Raw genomic sequence first — 21909 nt, 5'->3', positions numbered from 1 at the left:
TTCGCCGCCGCATTGAAAAACCGGAGGCAACAATGCTGAGCTTCATCCGAAAACGTTCCTTTGCGAGCCTGATCTCCCTGATCGGCCTCATCGTGATGGTTTTCTTCCTGTCCCGTCTGACGGGGGACCCTGCGGCGCTGTTTCTGCCGGTGGAAGCGTCCGAGGAATTGAAGCAGCAGTTTCGCGCCTTGCACGGTTTGAACGACCCGCTGATGGTGCAGTTTCTGCGCTATGCCGGCGATGTGATGACGGGTGATCTGGGTGAATCCCTCCGAAAGGCGCGCCCGGCGCTGGATGTGGTGCTGGAGGCTTTCGTCTGGACGCTTTGGCTTGCCGTTATCACCATGTCGCTGGTCACCACGGCGGCCATCATCATCGGCTCGCTCGCGGCGTTCCGTTCCGGCGGCTTTTTTGACCGCGTCGCTTCGAGTATCTCACTCATCGGGGCATCCGTGCCGGATTTCTGGCTGGCGATCGTTGCGATCGTGGTTTTTTCCGTCAACCTGGCCTGGCTGCCCACGTCGGGCACAGGGTCCGTGCTGCACTGGATATTGCCTGTCGCGGTTCTGTTTGTGCGCCCCTTCGGCATTATCGTGCAGGTGGTGCGCGGCTCGATGATCGGCGCTCTGTCCTCGGCCTATGTCAAAACGGCGCGCGCCAAGGGTGTGAAATCGGGTCCGATCATCTTCATCCACGCCTTGCGCAATGCCATGTTGCCCGTGATCACCGTTATCGGCGATCAGGCGGCGAGCCTTCTTAACGGCGCCGTCGTGGTTGAAACCATCTTTGGTTTCCCCGGTGTCGGCAAGCTGATGATCGATTCCATCCTTCAGCGGGATTTCAATGTCGTTCTGGCCGCCATCCTCGTCACGGCGTTGGCCATCTTCCTGATGAACCTTCTGATCGATATCGCCTATGCGCTGCTCGATCCGCGCATCCGGCACTGAGGAGGTCGTCCAGCCATGAGCCTTATGAACGCCGATACTGAGATCATCGATGAACCGTCTTTCGCAACCCGCATGCTGCGCATGTTGTGGGCGGACAAGTTTGCGCTCTGCGCGGCCATCTTTCTCGTCATTGTCGTCATTCTCGCTTTTGTCGGCCCGGCCTGGCTCGGCGATCTCGCGACGAAACAGAACCTGCGCGGGCGCAACCTTGCACCGTTCGACTGGCAGCGCGAGTGGTATTTCTGGCTGGGGGCGGATGCACTCGGCCGCCCGCTTCTCGCGCGCATCGTCGCCGCCACACAAAACACGGTGATGATCGCCGCCGGCGCGGTTTTTCTCTCCGCCGTTACCGGAACCGTACTCGGCCTCATCGCCGGTTTTTCCTCCAGCCGCACCGGCCAAATCATCATGCGGCTTGCGGATGTGATCATGTCCTTTCCATCGCTGCTGATTGCGGTCATCGTGCTTTATCTGCTGGGCTCCTCCATCCTCAACCTGATGCTGGTACTCGCCATCACACGGATTCCCGTTTATATCCGCACCACCCGGGCGGAGGTGCTGGAGGTGCGCGAACGGATGTTCGTGCAGGCGGCAAGGGTCATGGGCGCTTCGGGAAAACGCATCCTCTTCCGCCACATCTTGCCCGTGGTGCTGCCGACACTGACGACCTTGGCAACGCTTGATTTCGCTTATGTTATGCTCGCGGAAAGCGCGCTGTCCTTCCTCGGCATCGGCATTCAGCCTCCGGAAATCACCTGGGGCCTGATGATTTCGCAGGGGCGGCAATATCTCACCAATGCCTGGTGGCTGTCCTTCTGGCCGGGGCTCGCCATCATTCTCACCACCCTGTCGCTCAACCTGCTGTCCAACTGGCTGCGCATCGCGCTCGACCCGGTGCAGCGCTGGCGGCTGGAAATGAAGGGCCGTAAAAATGGCTGACCATCTTCTCGAGGTGCGCAATCTTTCCGTGGAATTCCACACCGTAAGCGGTGTCGTGCATGCGGTGAAGGATGTCTCCTACCATATCGACCGAGGTGAGACGCTGGCGATCCTTGGCGAAAGCGGTTCCGGCAAGTCGGTATCCTCGTCGGCCATCATGAACCTCATCGACATGCCGCCCGGCCGCATCGGCGGTGGAGAAATATTGCTCGACGGCAAGGACCTGCTGACCATGCCGACCGAGGCGCGCCGCGAGATCAACGGCCGGCGCATGGCCATGATCTTTCAGGATCCGCTCAGCCATCTCAACCCGGTTTACACTATTGGCTGGCAGATCCGCGAGGCAATGACCACGCATGGCATGGGCAAGGCCGCGGCTGAAGCGGAAGCGAGGCGGCTTATAGCGCGTGTGGGCATTCCCGATCCTGACAAGGCGCTGACGAAATATCCGCATGAATTTTCCGGCGGCCAGCGCCAGCGCGTGATGATCGCCATGGCGCTGGCTTTGCGCCCCGATCTTCTGATCGCCGACGAACCCACCACTGCGCTCGACGTGACGGTGCAGGCGGAGGTGCTTTCGCTGCTCAAGGAATTGCAGCGGGAAACGGGCATGGCAGTGCTCATCATTACCCATGATCTCGGCGTAGTCGCCGAAATTGCCGACCGGGTCGTGGTGATGGAGAAGGGCGTTCTGGTAGAGGCCGGCACCGTTCGCGAGGTTTACAGCAATCCGCAGCACCCCTACACCCGCAAGCTGATCAACGCCGCCCCCGGCCGGGGCGAGATGCATGAGCCGAAAGCAACGGGTGAGCCATTGCTCAGCGTGCGCAATGTGCGCAAGCGTTACGGCGCCTTCGAGGCGTTGAAAGGTGTCTCTTTCGACCTGATGGCCGGAGAAACCATCGCCGTCGTCGGCGAAAGCGGTTCCGGCAAGTCGACGCTCGCCCGCATCCTGCTGCGGCTCGATGAGCCGGATGCCGGCAGCGCCATCTGGAAGGGGCGTGACCTGTTCAGGCTGTCGCCAGCGGAGCTTTATGCGCTTCGGCGCGATCTGCAGATGGTGTTTCAGGACCCTACCCAGTCGCTCAATCCCCGCATGACGGTGTTCCAGCTGATTTCCGAAGCCTGGGTCATTCATCCGGACATAGTGCCGAGGGCGAAATGGCGCGAACGGGTTGGCGAATTGCTACAGCAGGTGGGTCTTTCACCGGATCATATGCGCCGGTATCCGCATCAGTTTTCCGGCGGCCAGCGGCAGCGCATCGCCATTGCCCGGGCGCTGGCGCTGGAGCCGAAGCTCATCATCTGCGACGAAGCGGTTTCTGCACTCGACGTTTCGGTTCAGGCGCAGGTCATTGCGCTGCTGGACAAGCTGCGCCGCGAAATGGGCCTCTCTTTCATCTTCATCGCTCACGACCTGCCGGTGGTGCGGGATTTTGCCGATCACGTCATGGTCATGCAGCGCGGGGAGGTGGTGGAATTCGGCACCGTCCGCCAGATTTTCGAAGCACCGGGCGAGGCTTACACGCGCGCGCTTCTTTCAGCCAGTCTCGACCCCGACCCCGATAGGGAGGCCGGGCATAACGCTGCGTCGCCTGTCCAGGCCACCGGAAATTCAAGCGGAGTTCTTTCATGAGCAAACAAGCCTTCGTTGCGCTCGTCACCTGTTTTAATGAAGACGAAACCATCAATTATGAGGCGACGCGTGCGCAGGTGCGCCGCCAGGTAGCCGCCGGCAACAACATCATGTGCGCCGGTACCAACGGCGATTTTACCGCGCTGACGCATGATGAAAAGATCCGGCTGACGGAGGAGGTGGTGGATGAGGTGGCCGGCCGCGCCAGGGTCATCGTGAATGCTGGCATGCCGGCCACATTCGAAACCCTGCAGCTCGCGAGATCCTTCGACCGTATCGGTGTCGACGGCATCGCCGTCATCACGCCCTTCTTCATCGCCTGTACGCAGGATGGCCTGATCCGCCATTTCTCGACGGTGGCCGACGCTGTCGACACGCCGGTCTATCTCTATGACATTCCCGCCCGCACCCAGAACCACATAGAACCGGAAACCGCCCGCAAACTCGCCACTCACGGCAATATCGCCGGCATCAAGGATTCCGGCGGTGCACAGCAGACGCTCGAAGCCTATCTTCGGGTGGCGAAGGATGTGCCCGGCTTCGAGGTCTATTCCGGCCCGGACCATCTCGTTCTGTGGTCGCTGCAGAACGGTGCGGCAGGCTGCATTTCCGGTCTCGGCAACGCGCTTCCGGATGTGCTCGCCGGCATTCTCGATGCTTTCAACGCCGGCGACATCGCCGAAGCCGAACGCCAGCAGGCCATTTATGCGGCTTTCCGCACCGATCTCTATGCCCTCGGTTTCGCGCCGGCCATGGTAAAACGTTCGCTTTATCTCCAGGACCCTTCCGTCGGCGCCAGCCGACAGCCGGCGCTCCTGCCGGATCCTGATCAGGATGACCGGATCATGGACATCCTCCGGCGCTATCAGCGCCTGTAGACCTGATCGATCAATCACACCCGTCTGGCAAAATCCGAGGCGTGTCATCAGTAAATATCGGCAAAAACAATCAAACTCCAACCCCATTCCGTGAGCTCGTTCAAGACGAATAATTTGTGACACAAACGCGAAATTCCCCTTGTCAGCCCGGCCATTGATGTTTAAGAGGAGCGCGCAACGCAAGCGTTCGCGCATGCGGAGAGGTGGCAGAGTGGTCGAATGCACCGCACTCGAAATGCGGCATACCTGCAAGGGTATCGTGGGTTCGAATCCCACCCTCTCCGCCATTGATGCAAAAAAGCGTAATTTTATCAATGTGTTGTAATTAATTTGCGCCTTCGCCCCACAAAATGACCCACATAATTGTTGTGTGAGGATCATCATCGTTGGCTTGGCTGTTAGATAAGTGTCGCGAACGTCGCACCGTGGGTAAAGTCTTCGTGCCTAGGCCCCGAAAAAGTTCGCTTTGCGCTCTTGGTTGACGAAAGAGTGCAGTGGCGTTTTCTTCAGCCTCGACTTATCTCATGCAAAAGTAGCTCGCACCATTTGTATGGCCTCCTATTCCAGGTCTGGCGGATATCCAAACTTCTTGAGGATGCGTTTCACTAGGATGCGCATCCTGGCGCGGGCACTTGCCTTGTGTTGCCAATCAACGGTGACTGAGCCCCGCATGTTCTCGACCAGTTCGTGGGCGATCACACGCAACTGTTCGCTACCCATGACCTCGACGGCCGTCTCATTGCCAGCAAGCGCGTCATAAAAGGCGATCTCCTCCGGAGAGAGACCAAGCTCATCACCACGTGCGGTCGCCGTTTGGATTTCCTTCGCCAGCGCGATCAGTTCCTGAATCATTTCGACCGTCGAAATCGCATTGGCATGATACCGGGCCACCGCCTCCTCAAGGCGTCGAGAGAAGGTCTTGGACTGAACGACGTTGGTTTTGGACCGGCTCTTGATCTCCCCGTTCAGAAGCTTCTTCACAGCTTCCAGCGCGAGGTTCTTCTTTTCCATCTTCTGGACGTCCATCAGGAACTGGTCAGAGAGAACAGAGATGTCGGGCGACTGCAGCCCCGCAGCCTTCAGGATGTCTACGATCTCGGCGTTGGCTACGGCCTGGTTGAGAAGCTGCTCCACCGCCATTGATTTGGCCTTGTCGGACATCTTGCCGGTAGCCGTGGTTTTCACCAGAGCGGCGCGAACGGCCTGGAAGAAGCACACCTCATCACGAATTTCCGTTGCCGCATCGCTGGCGGAGGCAAGGGCATAGGCCCTGCTCAGCTCCAAAACCGCATCCTGATATCGGCGATGCGCCTGTTTCTTGACCTCTGGGCTTTCGACTTTTGCTGCTTCCGCCTGCTGCCACTTCAAGATCCAGTCGATGCCGTCTGCCAGCGCCTTCAGCCGCTCGATAGGCTTGCCCGTGACACCCAGGCTTTAGTCATGCCCGGTGAACATGCCCCGGACGATCTCGTATTTCTCCAGGAGGACGGCGACGGCTTCCTCTTCATCAATCCCCGTCTTGTCTCGATCGGATTGGGAATACTGCGGGAGCGCCTTCTTCAGGTTGGTGGCGATGCCGATGTAATCGACCAGGAGGCCGCCTGGCTTCTCCTTGAAAACACGGTTGACGCGGGCAATCGCCTGCATCAACCCATGACCCGCATCGGCTTGTCGATATACATCATGTGCATGCAGGGCGCATCGAACCCCGTCAGCCACATGTCGCGCACGATGACCAGTTTCAGCGGATCATCGACCTTTCGCGCCCGCTTGGCGAGATCGTCGCGGCCGGACATTGCCTTGGCGACCCTCGCCGTCCGGATGCACATCGACTGTCATGTCGGCTAACAGGTTAGATCAATCCGGTGCTTGGGTGAAGCCAGTTTATGTCAGGCAATACTTGCGATCGATCATCGAGTGGGAAGACGATCGTCTTTGATCGGTCGAGTGGCGCTCAACGGCTGATGAGGGCGGAAGTTTGCATGGTCCGATTGCCGGTCTTTCCTGGCGTTTCCACGTCATCGAACATTCGAAGAGCGAGTAAACAAATGACGACCAGCGACAGGCGGGAAATAACGGGCTCCTGTGCTCCTAAGGAATGACGCGTGGTCGTCAGCTCGCACGTCCGCAATGGCGAGGCGCCCTGAGGTTTTTGCGAAATCAGCACCCTCGATAGTGCCCGGCGTTCAATACCGGTTGCAATGACGCCCGCAACGAGCGCATCGACCTCTCAACGGTCGGCAGGCTCTGACAAGTCGCGAGCCTCACAATTGAGCGACTAAGGAGGTGCGAACCCCGATATGTTGCACTGTGCCACCCGCGCCGGACGTCATAGCCTGATGAGCACCTGCCCAAAAGCAACTGGTTTCGCACGGGCGGGACTACGGCGCTGCGGTCTGCGTGCGCTCCTTTTTTTATCTACGGCACGACGGCGGGTGAAAAAGCGGATTTGATCAGTGTTCTGGTGTAGTCAGCCGAAGGCCGGTTGAAGATGGCGTTTGTCTCTCCCTCCTCGACAATCTTTCCGTTTCTCATGACGATGACGTAATCCGAAATGGCCTTGATGACGGACAGGTCGTGGCTGATGAAGATGTAGGAAAGGCCGTGGGCCTTCTGTAAATCACGCAGGAGGTCGATAACCTGACCCTGAACGGACCGGTCCAGCGCCGACGTGGGTTCGTCAAGAATGATGACCTCTGGTTTGAGAATAATGGCGCGGGCAATGGCGATACGTTGGCGTTGCCCCCCGGAAAATTCGTGGGGGTAGCGGTTGCGGGCGGCGGGATCGAGGCCCACCTCCTTCAGCGCCTCGATTGCGCGCCTGTCCCGTTCCGCACGGTTGAGGTCCTGGTCGTGGACGAAGAGCCCCTCGGTGATGATCTCGCCTACCGTCTGTCGCGGCGAAAGCGAACCATAGGGGTCCTGGAACACGAGCTGGAGATGCCGCCGTAGCGGCCGCATGGCCTTTCGATCAAGCCCGGTGATTTCCTGTTTTCCGAAAAAAATCCGGCCATCGGCCTGGATCAGGCGCAGCAGAGCGCGACCGAGCGTGGATTTGCCTGACCCGGATTCGCCAACAATGCCAATCGTCTGTCCCTGATGAAGATTGACGTTCACGCCATCAACGGCCCGGAACTTGCTCGATTTCGACAGGAAGCCGCCCGGAATTGTGTAATCGATCGTTACGTTCTGGCCGGAAAGCACGATCGGAGCCTCTCGGCTGACTGCAGGCTTGTTCCCTCGGGGCTCGGCATCGAGAAGCATCCGGGTATAATCCGCCTTCGGGCGCTCGAAGATATCCTCCGTTGTCCCAGCCTCCACGATTTCCCCCCGGCGCATGACTGCGACGCGATCGGCAAAGTGGCGGACGACGCCGAGATCATGCGTGATCAGCACGATCGCCATCCCGAAGCGTTGCTGCAGCGACTTCAAAAGATCAAGGATCTGGGCCTGGATCGTAACGTCGAGGGCGGTGGTCGGCTCATCCGCTATCAGGATGTCCGGCTCGTTCGCGAGCGCCATGGCGATCATGACGCGCTGGCGCTGACCACCGGAAAGCTCGTGAGGATAGCTGTCTATACGCCGCTCGGGCTCCGGAATTCCGACGAGCCTCAGCAGTTCGAGAACGCGCGCGCGCGCCTCCTTTTTACTGCCACCGCGGTGGTGAATGATCGGCTCGGCAATCTGCGCACCGATCCGGTAGAGAGGATCGAGCGAGGTCATCGGCTCCTGGAAGATCATGGTGACTTTCGCGCCACGGATTTTGTTCAGCTCGCCGACAGGCAGTCCAAGAAGTTCCTTTCCGCGATATTTCGCGGAGCCGCTGATGGCGCCATTGGATGCAAGCAATCCCATGATGCCCATCATCGTCTGGCTTTTGCCAGAACCGGACTCGCCAACGACAGCGAGCGTTTCGCCCTGTTTGACGTCAAGGTCGATGCCCTTGACGGCATGGACGGTTCCGTCCGGTGTGTTGAAGTCGACCTTCAGGTCGCGAACGGAAAGAATGGTGTCAGTTGTCGTCTTCATGTCAACGATCCTTGGGATCGAGTGCATCACGCAACCCATCGCCAACAAAATTCAGCGAAAACAGGGTCAGAACGAAGAAAATCGCCGGGAATATCAGAAGCCAAGGGGCTGACTGGATGTTGTTGGCACCTTCGGAAATCAGTGCGCCCCAGCTTGTCAGCGGCGCCTGAACGCCGAGCCCGAGGAAGGACAGGAAGCTCTCCAGAAGAATGACTTTCGGCACGACGACCGTCACGAACACGACAACGGGTCCGATCGTATTGGGGATGATATGACGGCGGATAATCTGCCAGTCGCTTAGTCCCAGAGCCTGCGCCGCACTGACAAATTCCCGTCGTTTCAAGGCGAGCGTCTGGCCACGCACGATGCGCGCCATGTCCAGCCATTCCACCGCGCCGATGACGAGGAAGATCAGGATGAAGCTGCGGCCAAAAAAGACGACCAGAACAACGACTAGAAACACGAAGGGCAGTGAATAGAGGATTTCGACGAAGCGCATCATCACATTGTCGACGCGCCCGCCAATATAGCCCGCTGTTGCACCGTAGACCACGCCGATTCCCAAGGAAACGAGGCTCGCCAGGACACCGACCGCAATCGAAATCTGACCGCCAAGCATGACGCGCGCAAGCATGTCGCGGCCGTTGGAATCTGTACCGAAGAAAAAGTATTCGCGGTTGACGTCGCCTTCCAGCTTCAGCGTGCGTCCGTCGTCTTCTGTCGCAGTCACCTTGGTATTTTTGAATTCATTGGCACGGTCGAAGTAGCGTGTTGCGCGCGGATCGATTGCACTGCTGGAGGCGATGGTCGCCGTGAAAGTCTGGCCTTCAACGGCAAATTCCTTCAGCTCGACGCGGGCCCGGCTCGCAACACCCTCCATCACGTCCTGAAGGTTATTCACATCCGGGCGTGGCTCGAGACTGGGCGCCACCGAGACATAGGAGGAAAACACCTGATCATAGGTATGCGCCAGGAAATGAGGCCCGACGAACGAGAACAGAGTGATAAGGAGCAACATGACGGAACCCGCCATGGCCGCCTTGTTGCGTCTGAAACGCAGGGCTGCCAGCTGGAACAGGCTGCGGCTTTTGATTTGTTGCGAATGAGGGTTAGTGCCGGGGCTATCAGTCATGTCTGACCCTCGGATCAAGAAGGCCGTAGAGAATATCGACGACTAGATTGAACAGGATGACGAAAATGGCGACGAGAACAACGGTGCCCATTACCAGCGTATAGTCACGATTGATGGCGCCGAGAACGAAGTAGCGGCCGACACCGGGAATGGTGAAGATCGTTTCGATGACTGCCGAGCCAGTCAAAAGCGCGGCGGCGCAGGGAGCGAGATAGGAAACGACCGGCAGCATTGCCGCGCGCATGGCGTGGAAAACGACGACGCTGCGCGCGGGAAGGCCATAGGCCTTGGCCGTGCGGATGTGGTCCATTCGCAGTGCCTCGATCATGGCACCGCGCGTCAGCCGGGCAATGACCGCAAGCTGCGGCAGCGCAAGTGCGATCATCGGAAGAATGAGGTAGCGTAGCGACCCGTCACCCCAGCTGCCTGCCGGAAGAAGCCCGAGCAGCACGGCAAATACAAGCGTGAGAACAGGGGCCACGACGAAGTTCGGGACGGTGACGCCCACTGTCGAGATTGACATGATCGAGAAATCGAAAGCGCTGTTTTGCCTGAGTGCTGCGAGCGTGCCGGCGAGCACGCCGCCCACCAGAGCCAGCAACAGAGCATAACAACCCAGTTCGAGCGAATAAGGCAGGCCCTTGCCGATCAGCTGCGCGACGGTGTTGTCCTTATAGATGTAGCTTGGGCCAAAATCGCCGGTGACGGCATTGCCGAGATAGATGAGATACTGGCGCCATAGTGGCTCATCCAGATGATAGGTTCTCATCAGATTTTCCATGGTCTGCGGGGGGAGGGGACGTTCGAGATTGAACGGACCACCGGGCGCAAAACGCATCAGGAAAAACGAGATCGTGACGACGATAAACAACGTCGGCACGGCGCTCGCCAAACGGCGCAGAATAAACGAGATCATGTTTTTGGGCTCCGGCATGGCACGGTGGCGGGGCCACCGTGCCAGTGCTGCTTATTCGGAAACGCTCAGGAAGCGGCTGAGGTGTTGATTGGCAGCGTTGTCCACCCAACCCTTGACGCGGTTGGACACCAGCCAAAGATCGGCCTGCGTCAGAAGCGGCGCTACCGGCTGTTCCTTCATGAGGATCGCTTCGGCCTCGTGCAGCAGCTTGGAGCGAGCTGCCGGATCCTTTTCCTCGTATGACTTCTTCAGCAATGCATCATACTCGGCGTTGTTGAACTTCGAATAATTGAAGGTCTTGTTGGACGAGATCGAGAGCGCAAGGAAGTTTTCCGCATCCGCATAGTCAGCGACCCAGCCAGCACGCGCCACATTGAACTTGCCGCCTTCCTGGAGGTAGCCGTAGTGCGAGGCAACGTCGAGGTTCACGAGGGAGACCTTGGCGCCGAAGGTGTTTTTCCACATGTCGGCAATGGCGGTCGCAACGCGTTCGTGGTTGGGGTTGGTATTGTAACGGATTTCGATGGATAAAGGCTTGCCACCTTCACCGTAACCAGCCTCCTTCATGAGCTTTAGAGCTTCGTCTTCGCGATCAAGCTGCGACAGGGTTGCAAAGTCGGCCGTGGCGGGCTCACCGTAGGAATCCATGCCCGGGGGAACCATCGAATAGGCGGGAACTTGCGAGCCGCTGTAGATTTCCTTGGCGAGGAAGTCGCGGTCGACAGCCATGGATAGCGCCCGGCGCACGCGGACGTCGTCATATGGCGCTTCGCGCGTATCGAAGGTGTAGTAGTAGGTCGCGAGCGTCGGTGAAACGTGCACCTGGTCGCCATAGGATTTGCGCAGACGGTCGATCTGGTCAGCTGAAAAATTGTAGGCGAGGTCCATTTCCTTCGCCTCGAAACGGCGAACGGAGGCGGCCTGGTCGTCAACCGGGTAGAAGATCACCTTGTCGATCTTGGTATTGGCAGCGTCCCAGAAATTGATGTTCTTGACCACAGTGAGGCTGTCGTTCGGAACATGAGCTTCGAGTTTGTAGGCGCCGTTCGACACCATCACGCCCGGTTTCACGAAATCGGCGCCGTTCTTTTCGTAACTCGCCTTGGAAATGGGCAGAGCCGTTTGATGGGCGAGCAGTTCAAGGAAGAACGGCGTCGGCCGCTCAAGCGTGATCTCCAGGGTCTTGTCATCCACCGCCTTGACGCCAAGCTGGTCAACAGGCGTTTCGCCCTTGTTGATCTTTTCGGCGTTCTTGATCGGGTAGAGAATATTGGCGTATTTCGCTGCGGTCTTCGGGTCTTCGACGCGCTTATAAGAGAAGACAAAATCTTCCGCCGTCACGGGTGTACCGTCCGACCACTTCGCATCGGCGCGCAGTTTGAACGTGTAAACGGTACCATCGTCAGACAGCGTCCAGCTTTCGGCCGTGCCCGGAATGATCTTGCCGGTCGCGTCATAGATGGTCAGACCTTCATAGAGATCCTTGACGATGAAGGCCTCGATGTTGATGGAGGTCTGTGCCTGATCGAGCGTCTGTGGTTCGCCGGCATTACCGCGGTGTAACACTGTTTCTGCAAGCGCAGAGCTCGCCCCCAAGAGAAGCGCAGCCATCACCACCGCGACCCGAGACCTAGCATTTATCGACATTTTTTCTTTCCCCGTGACTATTGAGCCGACAAATATGGCCAAATCGCCAGGAAGCGCAACCGAGACGAAATCATCAGGTAAAATTGCCACTGCAGAGCCGGGGGTAGGAGAAGCGGATGCAGCGCGTGCCCGAACTTACAAATACCGTCGCCCAAATCTTCTGTTATTTTGGTGCCTCATCGCGTCTGGCAACTCTGCAGTCGGGCTGAGGCGCCGGCAAGGCAAGAGGTTGCCATCAGCCAGGTTGGAAGCGGACCGGCACCGGGTGTTACTCCTGCGGGATGAAAATACCAGCGTTACAACCATGTCGATGGAGAGATTGCCAAGTCGCTCCGTGACAGCGCAATCCCTCTTTCGAAACCGTTTTGTGCGGCACCGTACGAAAGCGATTTCGACCTGACTTAACCATGTTGGTTCCAGCCGCTTTAAGTTTCGGTCACGTAGTCTGGACGAAACACAGGCGGATATGAAACGATGCAAACCCTTCTGCAGTCGAAATGGTTTTGGAGATTTAGCCTGCCCGTCATGGCGTCATTCGCCATCTGCGGGCTGCTTCTCTTGTCACTCTATTTTGCGGCGATCGCAAGCGACGGTATCGCAGTTGCAAGGCAGCGTGACGTGGTCGCCTTGACGGTATCGAAACTCAAGTCATCGATTGCTCATGATCAGGAAAGCGCCACTGTCTGGGATGACGCCGTCACGAACTCCCTTGCCCGTAATCCAGACTGGATGGAAACCAATCTCGGCGTATGGATGAATACCTATTTCGGACACGATGCAGCAATCGTGCTGACAGCGGACCTTGATCCGATCTATCAATTTCTTGTCGATCACAATGACGAGCCCACCGCCGATGGTTTGCGGACCGCCTATCTCCCGTTAGCGACGAAGCTGAAGGAACGCCTTATCGCAGGCGATCAGGACGGAACGAGTAGCAAGGTGCTCTCCATAGGAGAAGCCGACATCGTCTACGTTGGCTCACGTCCGGCGATCGTAAGCATAAAACCGATCGTTTCCGACACGGGTGATATCGAGCAGCAACCGGGGCGACAAAATCTGCATGTTGCGGTCCGATTTCTGGACGGAGATCTCGCAGCAACGGTGGGTCAGGAATACCAGTTCGAAAATCTTCGATTTGCCCTTCATCAGCCAACGGACCCGCGTTTTTCTTATCTTGCGTTGCATTCAACATCCGGACAGGTCGTTGGCTACTTCGAATGGCAGCCGTTCAGGCCCGGCCAGCAAGTCCTTGAAGCTACCATTCCCGCGATCGCATTTGCTTTTTTTGCCATATTCAGTGCAGCGAGCGTCGGTGGAAACGCCCTCTGGAGACGCTCGAACCGATTGAAGGCGAACCAGGAGCAGTTGCAGTATCAGGCGGCACACGACATTCTAACCGGCCTTGCCAATCGATCGGAATTCAATGCGAGAGTTGCGACCGCCGCGCAAAATGCGAGGGAAGACGAGGCACACGCCGTGCTGTTCATCGATCTCGACAGGTTCAAGGAGGTGAACGATTCGCTTGGACATCCTGCAGGCGATAGATTGATATCACTTGTCGGGGCGCGGCTCACGAGCCTTTTGCCCGACAGTCTTGTTGCGCGGATCGGTGGTGATGAATTTACCGTACTTGTCACATCGAACGATTTGCTGCAGCCCGAGCATGTTGCAAAAGCCATTGTGGACGACCTTCGATTGCCTTTCGAGATCGAGGAGACGCAAGTCACAATTGGTGCCAGCGTCGGAGTGGCCGTAAAGAACGGCGCCTTTGATGCAAACGAGGCGATACGTCAGGCCGACATCGCACTGTATCACGCCAAAGCAGCTGGCAGGAATACTTACGCAATATTCGGCGACCACATGGACGAGTTGCTTCGCAAGAGAAGGGCTATGGAAGCTGACCTGCGGAAGGCGGTCAACGGCCGCGCGGAGATAGAGATATTCTATCAGCCAGTCTTCTCAGCACGGGACGGGATGCTCTGTTCCCTCGAGGCGCTGGCCCGATGGAACCACCCCACACTTGGATACATAAGCCCCGGAGAGTTTATTCCGCTGGCCGAAGAGTGCGGTTTGATCCACGAAATCGGAGCCATTGTGCTCGAAGACGCCTGTTCCATGCTGGCGCACTTTCCCGACATCGACATCGCGCTCAACGCCTCCTTGCTGGAACTGTGTTCGCCGGCCTATCCGCTGAACGTGATTGCTGCGCTCGAAAAATGGAAGGTTTCGGCTAACCGCCTGGAAATCGAGATAACGGAAAGCGCAGCTACCGGAGAGGACGGTCGATCGGAACGGACCATTGCGGCCCTGCGCGCAGCCGGAGTAAGATTTGCGATCGATGATTTCGGAACAGGATACTCGTCATTCTCGCGGGTTCAAAAGATTGAGGTGGATCGCATCAAGATTGACAGATCATTCATCGAGGAAATCCACAGAAGCGACAACAGGGCCCTCGTCACTGCCATGATCAATGTCGCGCGGGCCAAGGGGTTGAAGATTACAGCTGAAGGTGTTGAGACAACGGAGCAGCGCGATGCTCTGGAGAGCCTCGGTTGCCATCATCTGCAGGGCTTTCTACTCGCACGGCCCTTGTCGCCGAATGCTGCTCGCGCGCTGCTCTCGGCCCCTGATCCCGTCTCGACGCTGCCCGGTCACGCGGGTTTCTGGCCTGACCGACAGTCGTATAACGTAAACCGCTGATCAACCGTCGCACTCCGCGGCGGGCGGAGCCAGGTAACTCTGCTCCCCCGCTTGTTCCTCGCCCTGTTATCGCAAAACACGACCTGCTTCTGGCGAAATGCGTCGTTCTCCTCAACACCAATGGGATGCAAGCCTTCCAAGCTCGTCACATTGGCTCCGTGCAGGAACGAGGTTGGTCGCGATGCCTGGCAGATCCGAATTCGCGACCTCACGCCGAAAAAACAACCCCTGATAATCGGCAGATTGCTCGCCCGCCGGCCGTTATCTAGTTTCGGTCGAGGTTGACACGACAAAACGCGCGGGTGTCCATGTCCAATGAACCAAAAAGTCGCCTGCCATCGTTGAGTGCGGTCACGGCGGGCTTCATGTTTGCCTGTATCCTCGTCGGTGCCGCGATTGTGTTCAAGGTGATTGACGATCGAATGCTCAGTTTCCAGGAGGCAAGTCTGCGTACTGCCGTGGAAACCAGGGTACGGGGCGTTCAAATAGCCTTCGCCGCTTCCCTTTATCGAGAATGGACAAACCTCGAAACGCTGGGAAGGTCGCTTGCGGTGAGCCAGCCTGAAGAGATCCAGGACGATCTTTCAACGCTCGTGGGAAGCGGACGGGTTGTGTCGTGGGCAGGTTATGCCGGAAATGACGGCAAAGTCCGTGTCGCGTCAAACGGTCTGTTGGTCGGCGCCGACGTGTCATCCCGTCCGTGGTTTCAGAGGGGGCTTCAGGGCAACTTCGCCGGGGATGCGCACGAAGCGGTTCTTCTTGCGGCTAAACTTCCTGCTCCCGAAAGTGGGGAGCCGTTACGGTTCCTCGACCTGGCAGCCCCTGTAATCGGTGTTGGTCAGTCAGTAACAGGAGTTCTTGGGCTTCATCTCAATCTGGAGTGGGCAAAAGCCTACATTCGTGAGCTGAGTGATGCCCTGGACGTCGACGTCCTCATAGTCAATCCCGAGGGCAGGGCTGTTATATCGTCCACGAACGAGAGCCCTTCAAACCTGGATCTGCCAAGCTTTCGAAGAGCAAGGGCAGGTGCCACCGGCGTGAGCCTCGAGTTATGGCCTGATGGCAAGAATTACTTCGTAGCCACGCTTCCCGAGGCCAGCTACCAAAGCCTACCGAGGTTCGGTTGGTCCATTGTCGCGAGGATCGATGCGAACGCATTCAGCAATGCGGCCAGTAGCTTCTCCAGCGGTCTTTTTATTAGTTTGTCTCTTCTGACCCTGCTCCTTCTGCTCCTCATGTCACTGTTCATTGTCTCGTTTATCCGGCCGTTCCATCACCTCGCCGTCAATGCCAAAGCCGTTGCGGATGGACAGAACGTATATCCCTACGAGAGCAGGAGAACTTCCGAACTAGCGACAATCGGCTCGGCAATTTCTCGCTTGCAGGCAAGTGCAGACCGGCAGGACGGCGGTTAAGTAAGCTGGACCACTACTGGCGGGCAAAACGGGTGGTGGCATCCTTGATGATCGCCGATAGCCGTGTTGACGTGACACTTGGTACGCTCCCTCCAGCGTAAAGTCTTTTCAGCAAGAGCTGGTACTGTGTTTCATCCAACCCCAGCGCAACGACCAGGCCGTCGTCGGTCCGATCCAGCACCGTGGCGGTGAAATCTCCGATTTCTTTGAGTTTCATGATGATCTGGGTAGCTATAGGCGCGTCTACCCCTCTGAGACGGGCCGTTTCCTGCGTCAGGTCCGTCATCCAGACGCGCTTCAGCGCACCGCCGAGGGATATTACGACCCGCTCGGGACGGTCCGCATAGTGTTTCTCACGTCGTGGCAACTCGACACAGACCAGCAGCGTCACGGCAAGGATCACCAGATTGTAAACAGTCCAGAACAGGATAACGACCTTCCCGTCTCCTGCGTCATTGAACGCGAAACGGTCAGAGACCAGACCGATCAGGACCCCGGCGACGGTCAGAAACGTCAAAAGGAGGAAGGGGCGCATAAGACGCCATTGGACAACGACTTTGGTTCGGTCTCCTCCCTTTGCCGTAACACTGAAAGGGTGACCTTTCGGCTTCACAAGCCCCACAATGGCGGCTCTCGATATGGGGAGCGCACCAAGCAACTGGCTGACGTCATTGACGATGGGGATCACCATTCCGGACGAGATGAAGTTCAACACGAACAGGATCCACACCATATACGCCCCGAAATAGCTGATGACATCGGGAACAGATGCGTTGACCACCGTGATGTTGAAAAACCAGTAAAAGAGAGGAAAGGTCATGGAGGCGATGCGGAATGTGAAGGTGGTGAGCCAGAAAAATACCGAGTCAACGACGCTCCAGCGGTCCCGCAGCCGCAAATTGTTCCGCGAGAAGGGACCCAGCCTTCCCCGGGCAATCTGCATGAGCCCCAGGCACCATCGCGCTCGCTGAGTGACGTATTCCTTCAACCCCTCCGGAGCAAGGCCCTCGGTCAACGCTTCGTTCAGATAGACCGTCCGATAGCCGTGCTCCTGCAACTGAAGCGTCAGCATGAAATCTTCCGTGATGCTGTCTGTCGGGAACCCACCGGAGGCCTGCACTGCCCTCCATCTGATAACCGACGACGTGCCGCAGCAGAATGCGATCCCCCACCCGTCGCGGCTTGGTTGCAAATGGTCAAAGAAAAAGCGCTGCTCGTCGGGATACGATCGGCTGAGCCCGAGATTATGCTGGATAGGATCCGGATTGAAGAAGTGCTGGGGTGTTTGAACCAGTCCGACCTCCTGGTCGTGGAAAAGCGCAAGTGCGCGCGAGACAAAATCCGTGTGAGGAACGAAGTCCGCGTCCAGCACGGCTATGAAGTCTGGCGGTTGATCGTCTTGCGCAAGAACGCCCAGGGCATGATTGATGTTGCCGGCTTTCGAGCCCTTGTTATCTGGCCTGCGAAGGTATCGAACGTCGTGCTCCTCGCAGAAGTCACGCAGCCAGTCACGGCGCCCGTCATCCAGCACAAGAACCTGGACGTCCGGATGATCGCTGGCCTTTGCCCCGACGACCGTCCGTTCCAGAACGGCTTGCTCCTCGTTGTATGTGGCGATCAGAATCGCGACTTTTGGAGGCGGATCCGGTTGCCACCAGGATTTATTCTCCGCGACTTCAGGGGACCGATCGGTGGTTCTGGTCAGGATTGTAAACGAGCTCAGCGACGAGAGAACAGATAATGCTTCCAGAGCAAAGAATGACCAACTGAACAGACAGTCCAGCGTGAAGCCGGGCGGGGCCAGGGTCTGGGTTCCTCGCCACCAGATATATCGCACCGCTAAAGCCATTCCGATTGCGAAAAGGAACGTCCTGTGGGTCCAGTTACGATTGTTCAGGAGGTATGGCAGGACGAGTGCGCACCCGAAGGCCAGAGCCAGATGAGCGAAGCTCGACTGAAGTTCGCTAAGATAGAGAAAACTGTCCAAGTCCTATCTCCATAGTCCTCGCAGCCAGTCAAAAGCGCGCGTTTCGAAAAACACCCTGCCCGTGCGCCCTGCGAGGCACCGAAGGTCGGGGTCGTCCCGCAGAGCCGGCACATCAAGTGCCACGTCGTACCTTTGGAGGTGGCGCTGACTCGGTGCTATTGCCATGTTTTCATAGATCGTAGCCGCGCCGGAACCCGCAAGGCGGATTACCGATCCCTGAAGAACCTGACGGCTTCGGTTAAGGCGAAAGGTCGCGGGTGCGCCGACCCTGAGGGAATTGTAGACGCTTTCCGACACGGATAAGGTCACAATTGCGGAGTCGCAGTCGATCAGGCGCATGAGGTCCTGACCGCGCTGGACCGTTTCGCCCGAAGCGGAGAGGTACTCCCACAGCGCACCATTCACATTCGCCACCAGATCTGAGGAAGAAAGTCTGTTTACACGAAGACGCTCGTTTGCCAGCCGATCGGAAATTGCAGCCAATGCCAGTTTCTTCGCCTCAAGTTGCGCTTTTAATTCCAGACGCTGCACGTCGATCTCGGAAATCCTCTGTTCGGAGTAGGGGGCGTCGTTAAATCCGTCTCCGAGGAATACTCCCCGCTCGGCCGCCTTCTGTGCCACAACGATTTCGGCGGCCTGAGCCTTTGCATTTGCGACCTCCAGCGCGGAAACCTCGGAAAGTGACTGGGCCTGTTCAAGGGACTGTGCGGTAGAAATGCCCTGACCGCTTAGCCGTGATGATCGCTCGCGGCTGAGTTCCGCGTATTTCAGACGTGCCTCGGACGCAGCACGCGAGGCGTCGGCAGACTGAGCCTGAGCCGCGAGCTGGCGTTTTCTTTCCTCACGATAGATAGCCGCGCGGGTCTGCAACTCATCAATCGATTCATCGAAAGACGTGACGACGGTCTCGAGCCTTTTTATTTCGGTCTGAGCATCGGCCTGTTGAAGTTCGAGATCAAGGAGACGGATGCCGTCAACAAGAGAATCCTCAAGAGAGCCCAGTGGATCGCCTTGCGCAATCTGGGCGCCCAGCGGTCTCGAAATCAATTCAATTTTGCCAGCGATGGGAGCGCGTATCGTCGTCAAACGGGCATTTATGAACGCATTTGCACTCGCGCCGCTAAGCTGCTCCCCAAGCACCACATAAAGAGCACCGCAGATCAGCAACAAACCGAATCCGATCTTTATGAGCTTCATGTTTCCTCCTCCGCATCTACCTAACAAAACGTACGGCCGGGGATCGGTTCACCCTGCTTGAGAAAACCCGCTCCCAGAGTTAGCGCGCGGTTAAATGACAACCGGCGCATATAGGCTTTGACCTATCAAACCACCGAGCGCTAAACGTGTCTCAGGTCAAAACTTGCCCGCGAGTTTTTGTGGAGCGCTCGCTTTGCACGATTATCGACAGGCAAAGGGCGAGAACGCGTGCGACGATCACCGAGAGGAGGTGGCTCGGCGAGCGTCATGGATAGATCGAGAAGTTCGGGAGACGCGACTAGGGTCGTTCGATACGCCGCGCGAGTTTCGTCCAGATCGACAGCAATAAGATCGTGACGCCGCCGGTCGCTATACCGATTACCGCCTGAATAAACGCGGTGGCCAGCCAATTCGTCACGGAGGGGACAATCACTAGGGTTTGTTCTATTCTTGATGCGACTGTTTCGATCAGATGTTCAGGCTGATGCCATCCCATCCCCGCCAGACTGTGTACGATAATGCTTCCGCCTACCCACAACTTGCCGCTGTTCCAACGATTGCCAGCGCCTTCAGAAGAAACGGTACACCTTTGACCAGGCCGGCACCGACCGTTCTTGACAAGGGTCCACCGGACTTCGTCAGGTGCAATCCGACATCATCTGCTTTGACGATGAGCGCGACCACACCATAAACTGCTGCGGTGAGCAGGATGCCAACCGCCGCCAGGACCCCTGCCTGGGTATAGATGCCGGAGGAGAAGACACCAGCCAGTGTCAGCGCCATGATCTCGGCCGAGAGGATAAAGTCGGTACGGATCGCGCCTGCGACCTTGCGGTTTTCCAGATCTGTTGCATCAAGCGCCGCGTTGTCGTCCGGACCGTGTTCCGGGGCATGAGCGAAAAATGCCTCATGTAGCTTCTCCGCGCCTTCGTAGCTCAAGTATATGCCACCGATCATCAGGAGCGGTGTGATGAGCCAGGGAGCGAAATATCCGAGGACGAGAGCGATGGGCAGGAGGAAGATCAGCTTGTTTTTAAGCGATCCAAGCGCAATTTTGCCAATGATCGGCAGTTCACGCGCGGGAGCCAGACCGACGACGTAGGCCGGCGTGACGGCGGTGTCGTCGATCACGACACCTGCCGCCTTCACACTGGCTTTGGCAGTCTGGGTTGCGACGTCGTCGAGGGACGCGGAGGCAGCCTTAGCTATCGCTGCCACGTCGTCAAACAATGCGATCAATCCGGTAGCCAATTTAACTCCTGAACAGGTTCAGCGTTGTCCGTGATTTGGGGCCGTTGCACAGAATGGAGAGTAAAGGTTGCTCGATATATCACAGCCATCCTGTCTTCTTGAACCGGTAATAAAGTATCGCGCAAAGGGTGATGATTACGGCGATCACGACATAATAGCCGTATTCCGATTTCAGTTCCGGCATGTGCTCGAAGTTCATTCCATAAATGCCGGCGATCGCCGTTGGGACAGCCAGGATCGCGGCCCAGGCTGCAAGCTGGCGGGTGATCATGCCTTGGCGCTGCTGTTCAAGTAGGTTCGAGGCCTCGAACACGGAAGTGATAACTTCCCGCAAGCCTGACATCATGAATTCGACGCGCCGTACATGGTCAAGCACGTCCCGAAAATAGGCTTTGGCGTTCTCGTCAATACAGGGCAGCTCCAGATTGGCGAGCTTGCCAGCGACCTCCTCCATCGGGCCCAGAATGCGCTGAAAGCGGATCACCTGCCGTCGCATGCGGAAAAGCCGTCTGATCTGCTCCCGTTCGAGAAATGCAATCAGCATGTGCTTTTCCATCTCAAGCACCTTGTCCTCCAGCGTCTCGACCATCGGCAGATAACCGTCGACGACGAAATCGATGATACCGTGCAGGACATAGTCCGGGCCATGTTCGAGGAGTTGCGGAGACTGTTCGAGATGCTCCCTCAATTCCTTGTGGGAGCGTGCCGAACCATGCCGGACCGAAATCACATGGTGCCGTCCGACGAAAATACAGGTTTCGCCATAGGCAATCTTGTCGCCCTCAAGATGAGCGGTCTTGATGATGACGAAGAGCTGATTGCCGTACACCTCAACTTTCGGCACCTGCCTCCCGTTCAGTGCGTCTTCGACGGCGAGTGGATGCAGGTCAAACATCGACTTCAGGCTCGCCATTTCCTCGACGGTCGGCTCGGTAATACCGATCCAGGCAAACTCGCCGTCCCTCTCGGGGAACGGTCGGCCAGTCAAGGGGAGTTCTTCGGCACGCTGGCCAAGGCGGTAGATGTAGGAAGCTATGACTGTCATGAAAACCGCAGTGAGTTAACCGTCATGATTTGGTATTCTGATATCGTAGTGACAAGATGGAACGGGCGATATCCTATCCCTAACGAATCCGCACACCAGCGTCATTGGCAGAATCGCCGCGTCACAGCGCATCGATCGAACGTGATTTTGCAGTCCCTGGAACAGTCCGCGCTGCACACCGTTATAAACC

General features: G+C 57.5%; 16 protein-coding genes, 1 tRNA gene and 1 pseudogene. 7 read left to right on the top strand and 11 right to left on the bottom strand.

The features are described 5' to 3' along the window. Positions 1–32: 32 nt before the first annotated feature. The 5 genes from FHW77_RS21680 to FHW77_RS21660 all read left to right on the top strand — a co-directional run bounded on the left by FHW77_RS21680 (position 33) and on the right by FHW77_RS21660 (position 4687). Positions 33–947, top strand: a complete 915-nt coding sequence (locus FHW77_RS21680) for an ABC transporter permease (protein WP_100911294.1) — start codon at positions 33–35, stop codon at positions 945–947. A 15-nt stretch (positions 948–962) separates the two neighbouring features. Further along, positions 963–1886, top strand: coding sequence for an ABC transporter permease (locus FHW77_RS21675; RefSeq protein ID WP_037090460.1), 924 nt, complete (start codon positions 963–965; stop codon positions 1884–1886). Continuing rightward, the gene (locus FHW77_RS21670) at positions 1879–3522 is read left to right on the top strand and encodes an ABC transporter ATP-binding protein (protein ID WP_100911295.1); all 1644 of its coding nucleotides are present in this window, start codon (positions 1879–1881) and stop codon (positions 3520–3522) included. The genes FHW77_RS21675 and FHW77_RS21670 overlap by 8 nt, the downstream gene beginning before the upstream one ends. Further along, positions 3519–4400 (top strand): dihydrodipicolinate synthase family protein, encoded by an 882-nt coding sequence (locus FHW77_RS21665; protein ID WP_044459547.1) that lies wholly within the window; start codon positions 3519–3521, stop codon positions 4398–4400. Before FHW77_RS21670 ends, FHW77_RS21665 begins: the two co-directional genes overlap by 4 nt. Positions 4401–4597: 197 nt before the next feature. Continuing rightward, positions 4598–4687 (top strand) — tRNA-Ser (locus FHW77_RS21660). 271 nt (positions 4688–4958) lie between these two features. Here FHW77_RS21660 and FHW77_RS21655 read toward each other — a convergent pair. The 7 genes from FHW77_RS21655 to FHW77_RS21635 all read right to left on the bottom strand — a co-directional run bounded on the left by FHW77_RS21655 (position 4959) and on the right by FHW77_RS21635 (position 12124). Further along, on the bottom strand, positions 4959–5768 hold the full coding sequence (locus FHW77_RS21655; RefSeq protein WP_234942560.1) for a DUF3387 domain-containing protein: 810 nt from the start codon (positions 5766–5768) through the stop codon (positions 4959–4961). Positions 5769–5834: 66 nt separating this feature from the next. After that, positions 5835–6047, bottom strand: a complete 213-nt coding sequence (locus FHW77_RS26780) for a hypothetical protein (RefSeq protein WP_234942561.1) — start codon at positions 6045–6047, stop codon at positions 5835–5837. Further along, entirely contained in the window at positions 6047–6229 is a 183-nt protein-coding gene (locus tag FHW77_RS26775) for a type I restriction enzyme subunit R domain-containing protein (protein WP_223215480.1), read from the bottom strand. Before FHW77_RS26775 ends, FHW77_RS26780 begins: the two co-directional genes overlap by 1 nt. Positions 6230–6818: 589 nt before the next feature. Next, entirely contained in the window at positions 6819–8429 is a 1611-nt protein-coding gene (locus FHW77_RS21650; protein ID WP_182590686.1) for an ABC transporter ATP-binding protein, read from the bottom strand. Between the two features lies 1 nt (position 8430). Next, entirely contained in the window at positions 8431–9561 is a 1131-nt protein-coding gene (locus FHW77_RS21645) for an ABC transporter permease (protein ID WP_044459545.1), read from the bottom strand. Further along, positions 9554–10477: an oligopeptide ABC transporter permease OppB gene (gene oppB, locus FHW77_RS21640; RefSeq protein WP_004437372.1), complete on the bottom strand. Its 924-nt coding sequence runs from the start codon at positions 10475–10477 to the stop codon at positions 9554–9556. The genes FHW77_RS21645 and oppB overlap by 8 nt, the downstream gene beginning before the upstream one ends. 51 nt (positions 10478–10528) lie before the next feature. Next, positions 10529–12124, bottom strand: coding sequence for a peptide ABC transporter substrate-binding protein (locus FHW77_RS21635; protein ID WP_044459544.1), 1596 nt, complete (start codon positions 12122–12124; stop codon positions 10529–10531). A 474-nt stretch (positions 12125–12598) separates the two neighbouring features. Here FHW77_RS21635 and FHW77_RS21630 point away from each other — a divergent pair, with 474 nt between their 5' ends. After that, positions 12599–14824, top strand: coding sequence for a putative bifunctional diguanylate cyclase/phosphodiesterase (locus tag FHW77_RS21630; protein WP_044459543.1), 2226 nt, complete (start codon positions 12599–12601; stop codon positions 14822–14824). A 308-nt stretch (positions 14825–15132) separates the two neighbouring features. Beyond that, positions 15133–16239: a cache domain-containing protein gene (locus FHW77_RS21625; RefSeq protein ID WP_082055415.1), complete on the top strand. Its 1107-nt coding sequence runs from the start codon at positions 15133–15135 to the stop codon at positions 16237–16239. 13 nt (positions 16240–16252) lie between these two features. Here the strand turns inward: FHW77_RS21625 and FHW77_RS21620 are convergent, their stop codons facing one another. From FHW77_RS21620 to FHW77_RS21605, 4 genes and pseudogenes are all read right to left on the bottom strand, one after another. Then, the gene (locus FHW77_RS21620) at positions 16253–18226 is read right to left on the bottom strand and encodes a glycosyltransferase family 2 protein (RefSeq protein WP_182590685.1); all 1974 of its coding nucleotides are present in this window, start codon (positions 18224–18226) and stop codon (positions 16253–16255) included. Between the two features lie 3 nt (positions 18227–18229). After that, positions 18230–19423, bottom strand: a complete 1194-nt coding sequence (locus FHW77_RS21615; protein ID WP_044459540.1) for an HlyD family secretion protein — start codon at positions 19421–19423, stop codon at positions 18230–18232. A gap of 298 nt (positions 19424–19721) precedes the next feature. After that, positions 19722–20674, bottom strand: a pseudogene (locus tag FHW77_RS21610) (DUF808 domain-containing protein). A 79-nt stretch (positions 20675–20753) separates the two neighbouring features. Beyond that, positions 20754–21719, bottom strand: coding sequence for a magnesium and cobalt transport protein CorA (locus FHW77_RS21605; RefSeq protein WP_044459539.1), 966 nt, complete (start codon positions 21717–21719; stop codon positions 20754–20756). Positions 21720–21909: the final 190 nt, after the last annotated feature.

This window comes from Agrobacterium sp. RC10-4-1 (assembly GCF_014138475.1).
Taxonomy (GTDB): Bacteria; Pseudomonadota; Alphaproteobacteria; order Rhizobiales; family Rhizobiaceae; genus Agrobacterium; species Agrobacterium pusense.
Note: the sequence above shows the minus strand (reverse complement) of the source record. Positions and strands in the feature narration are given on the sequence as shown.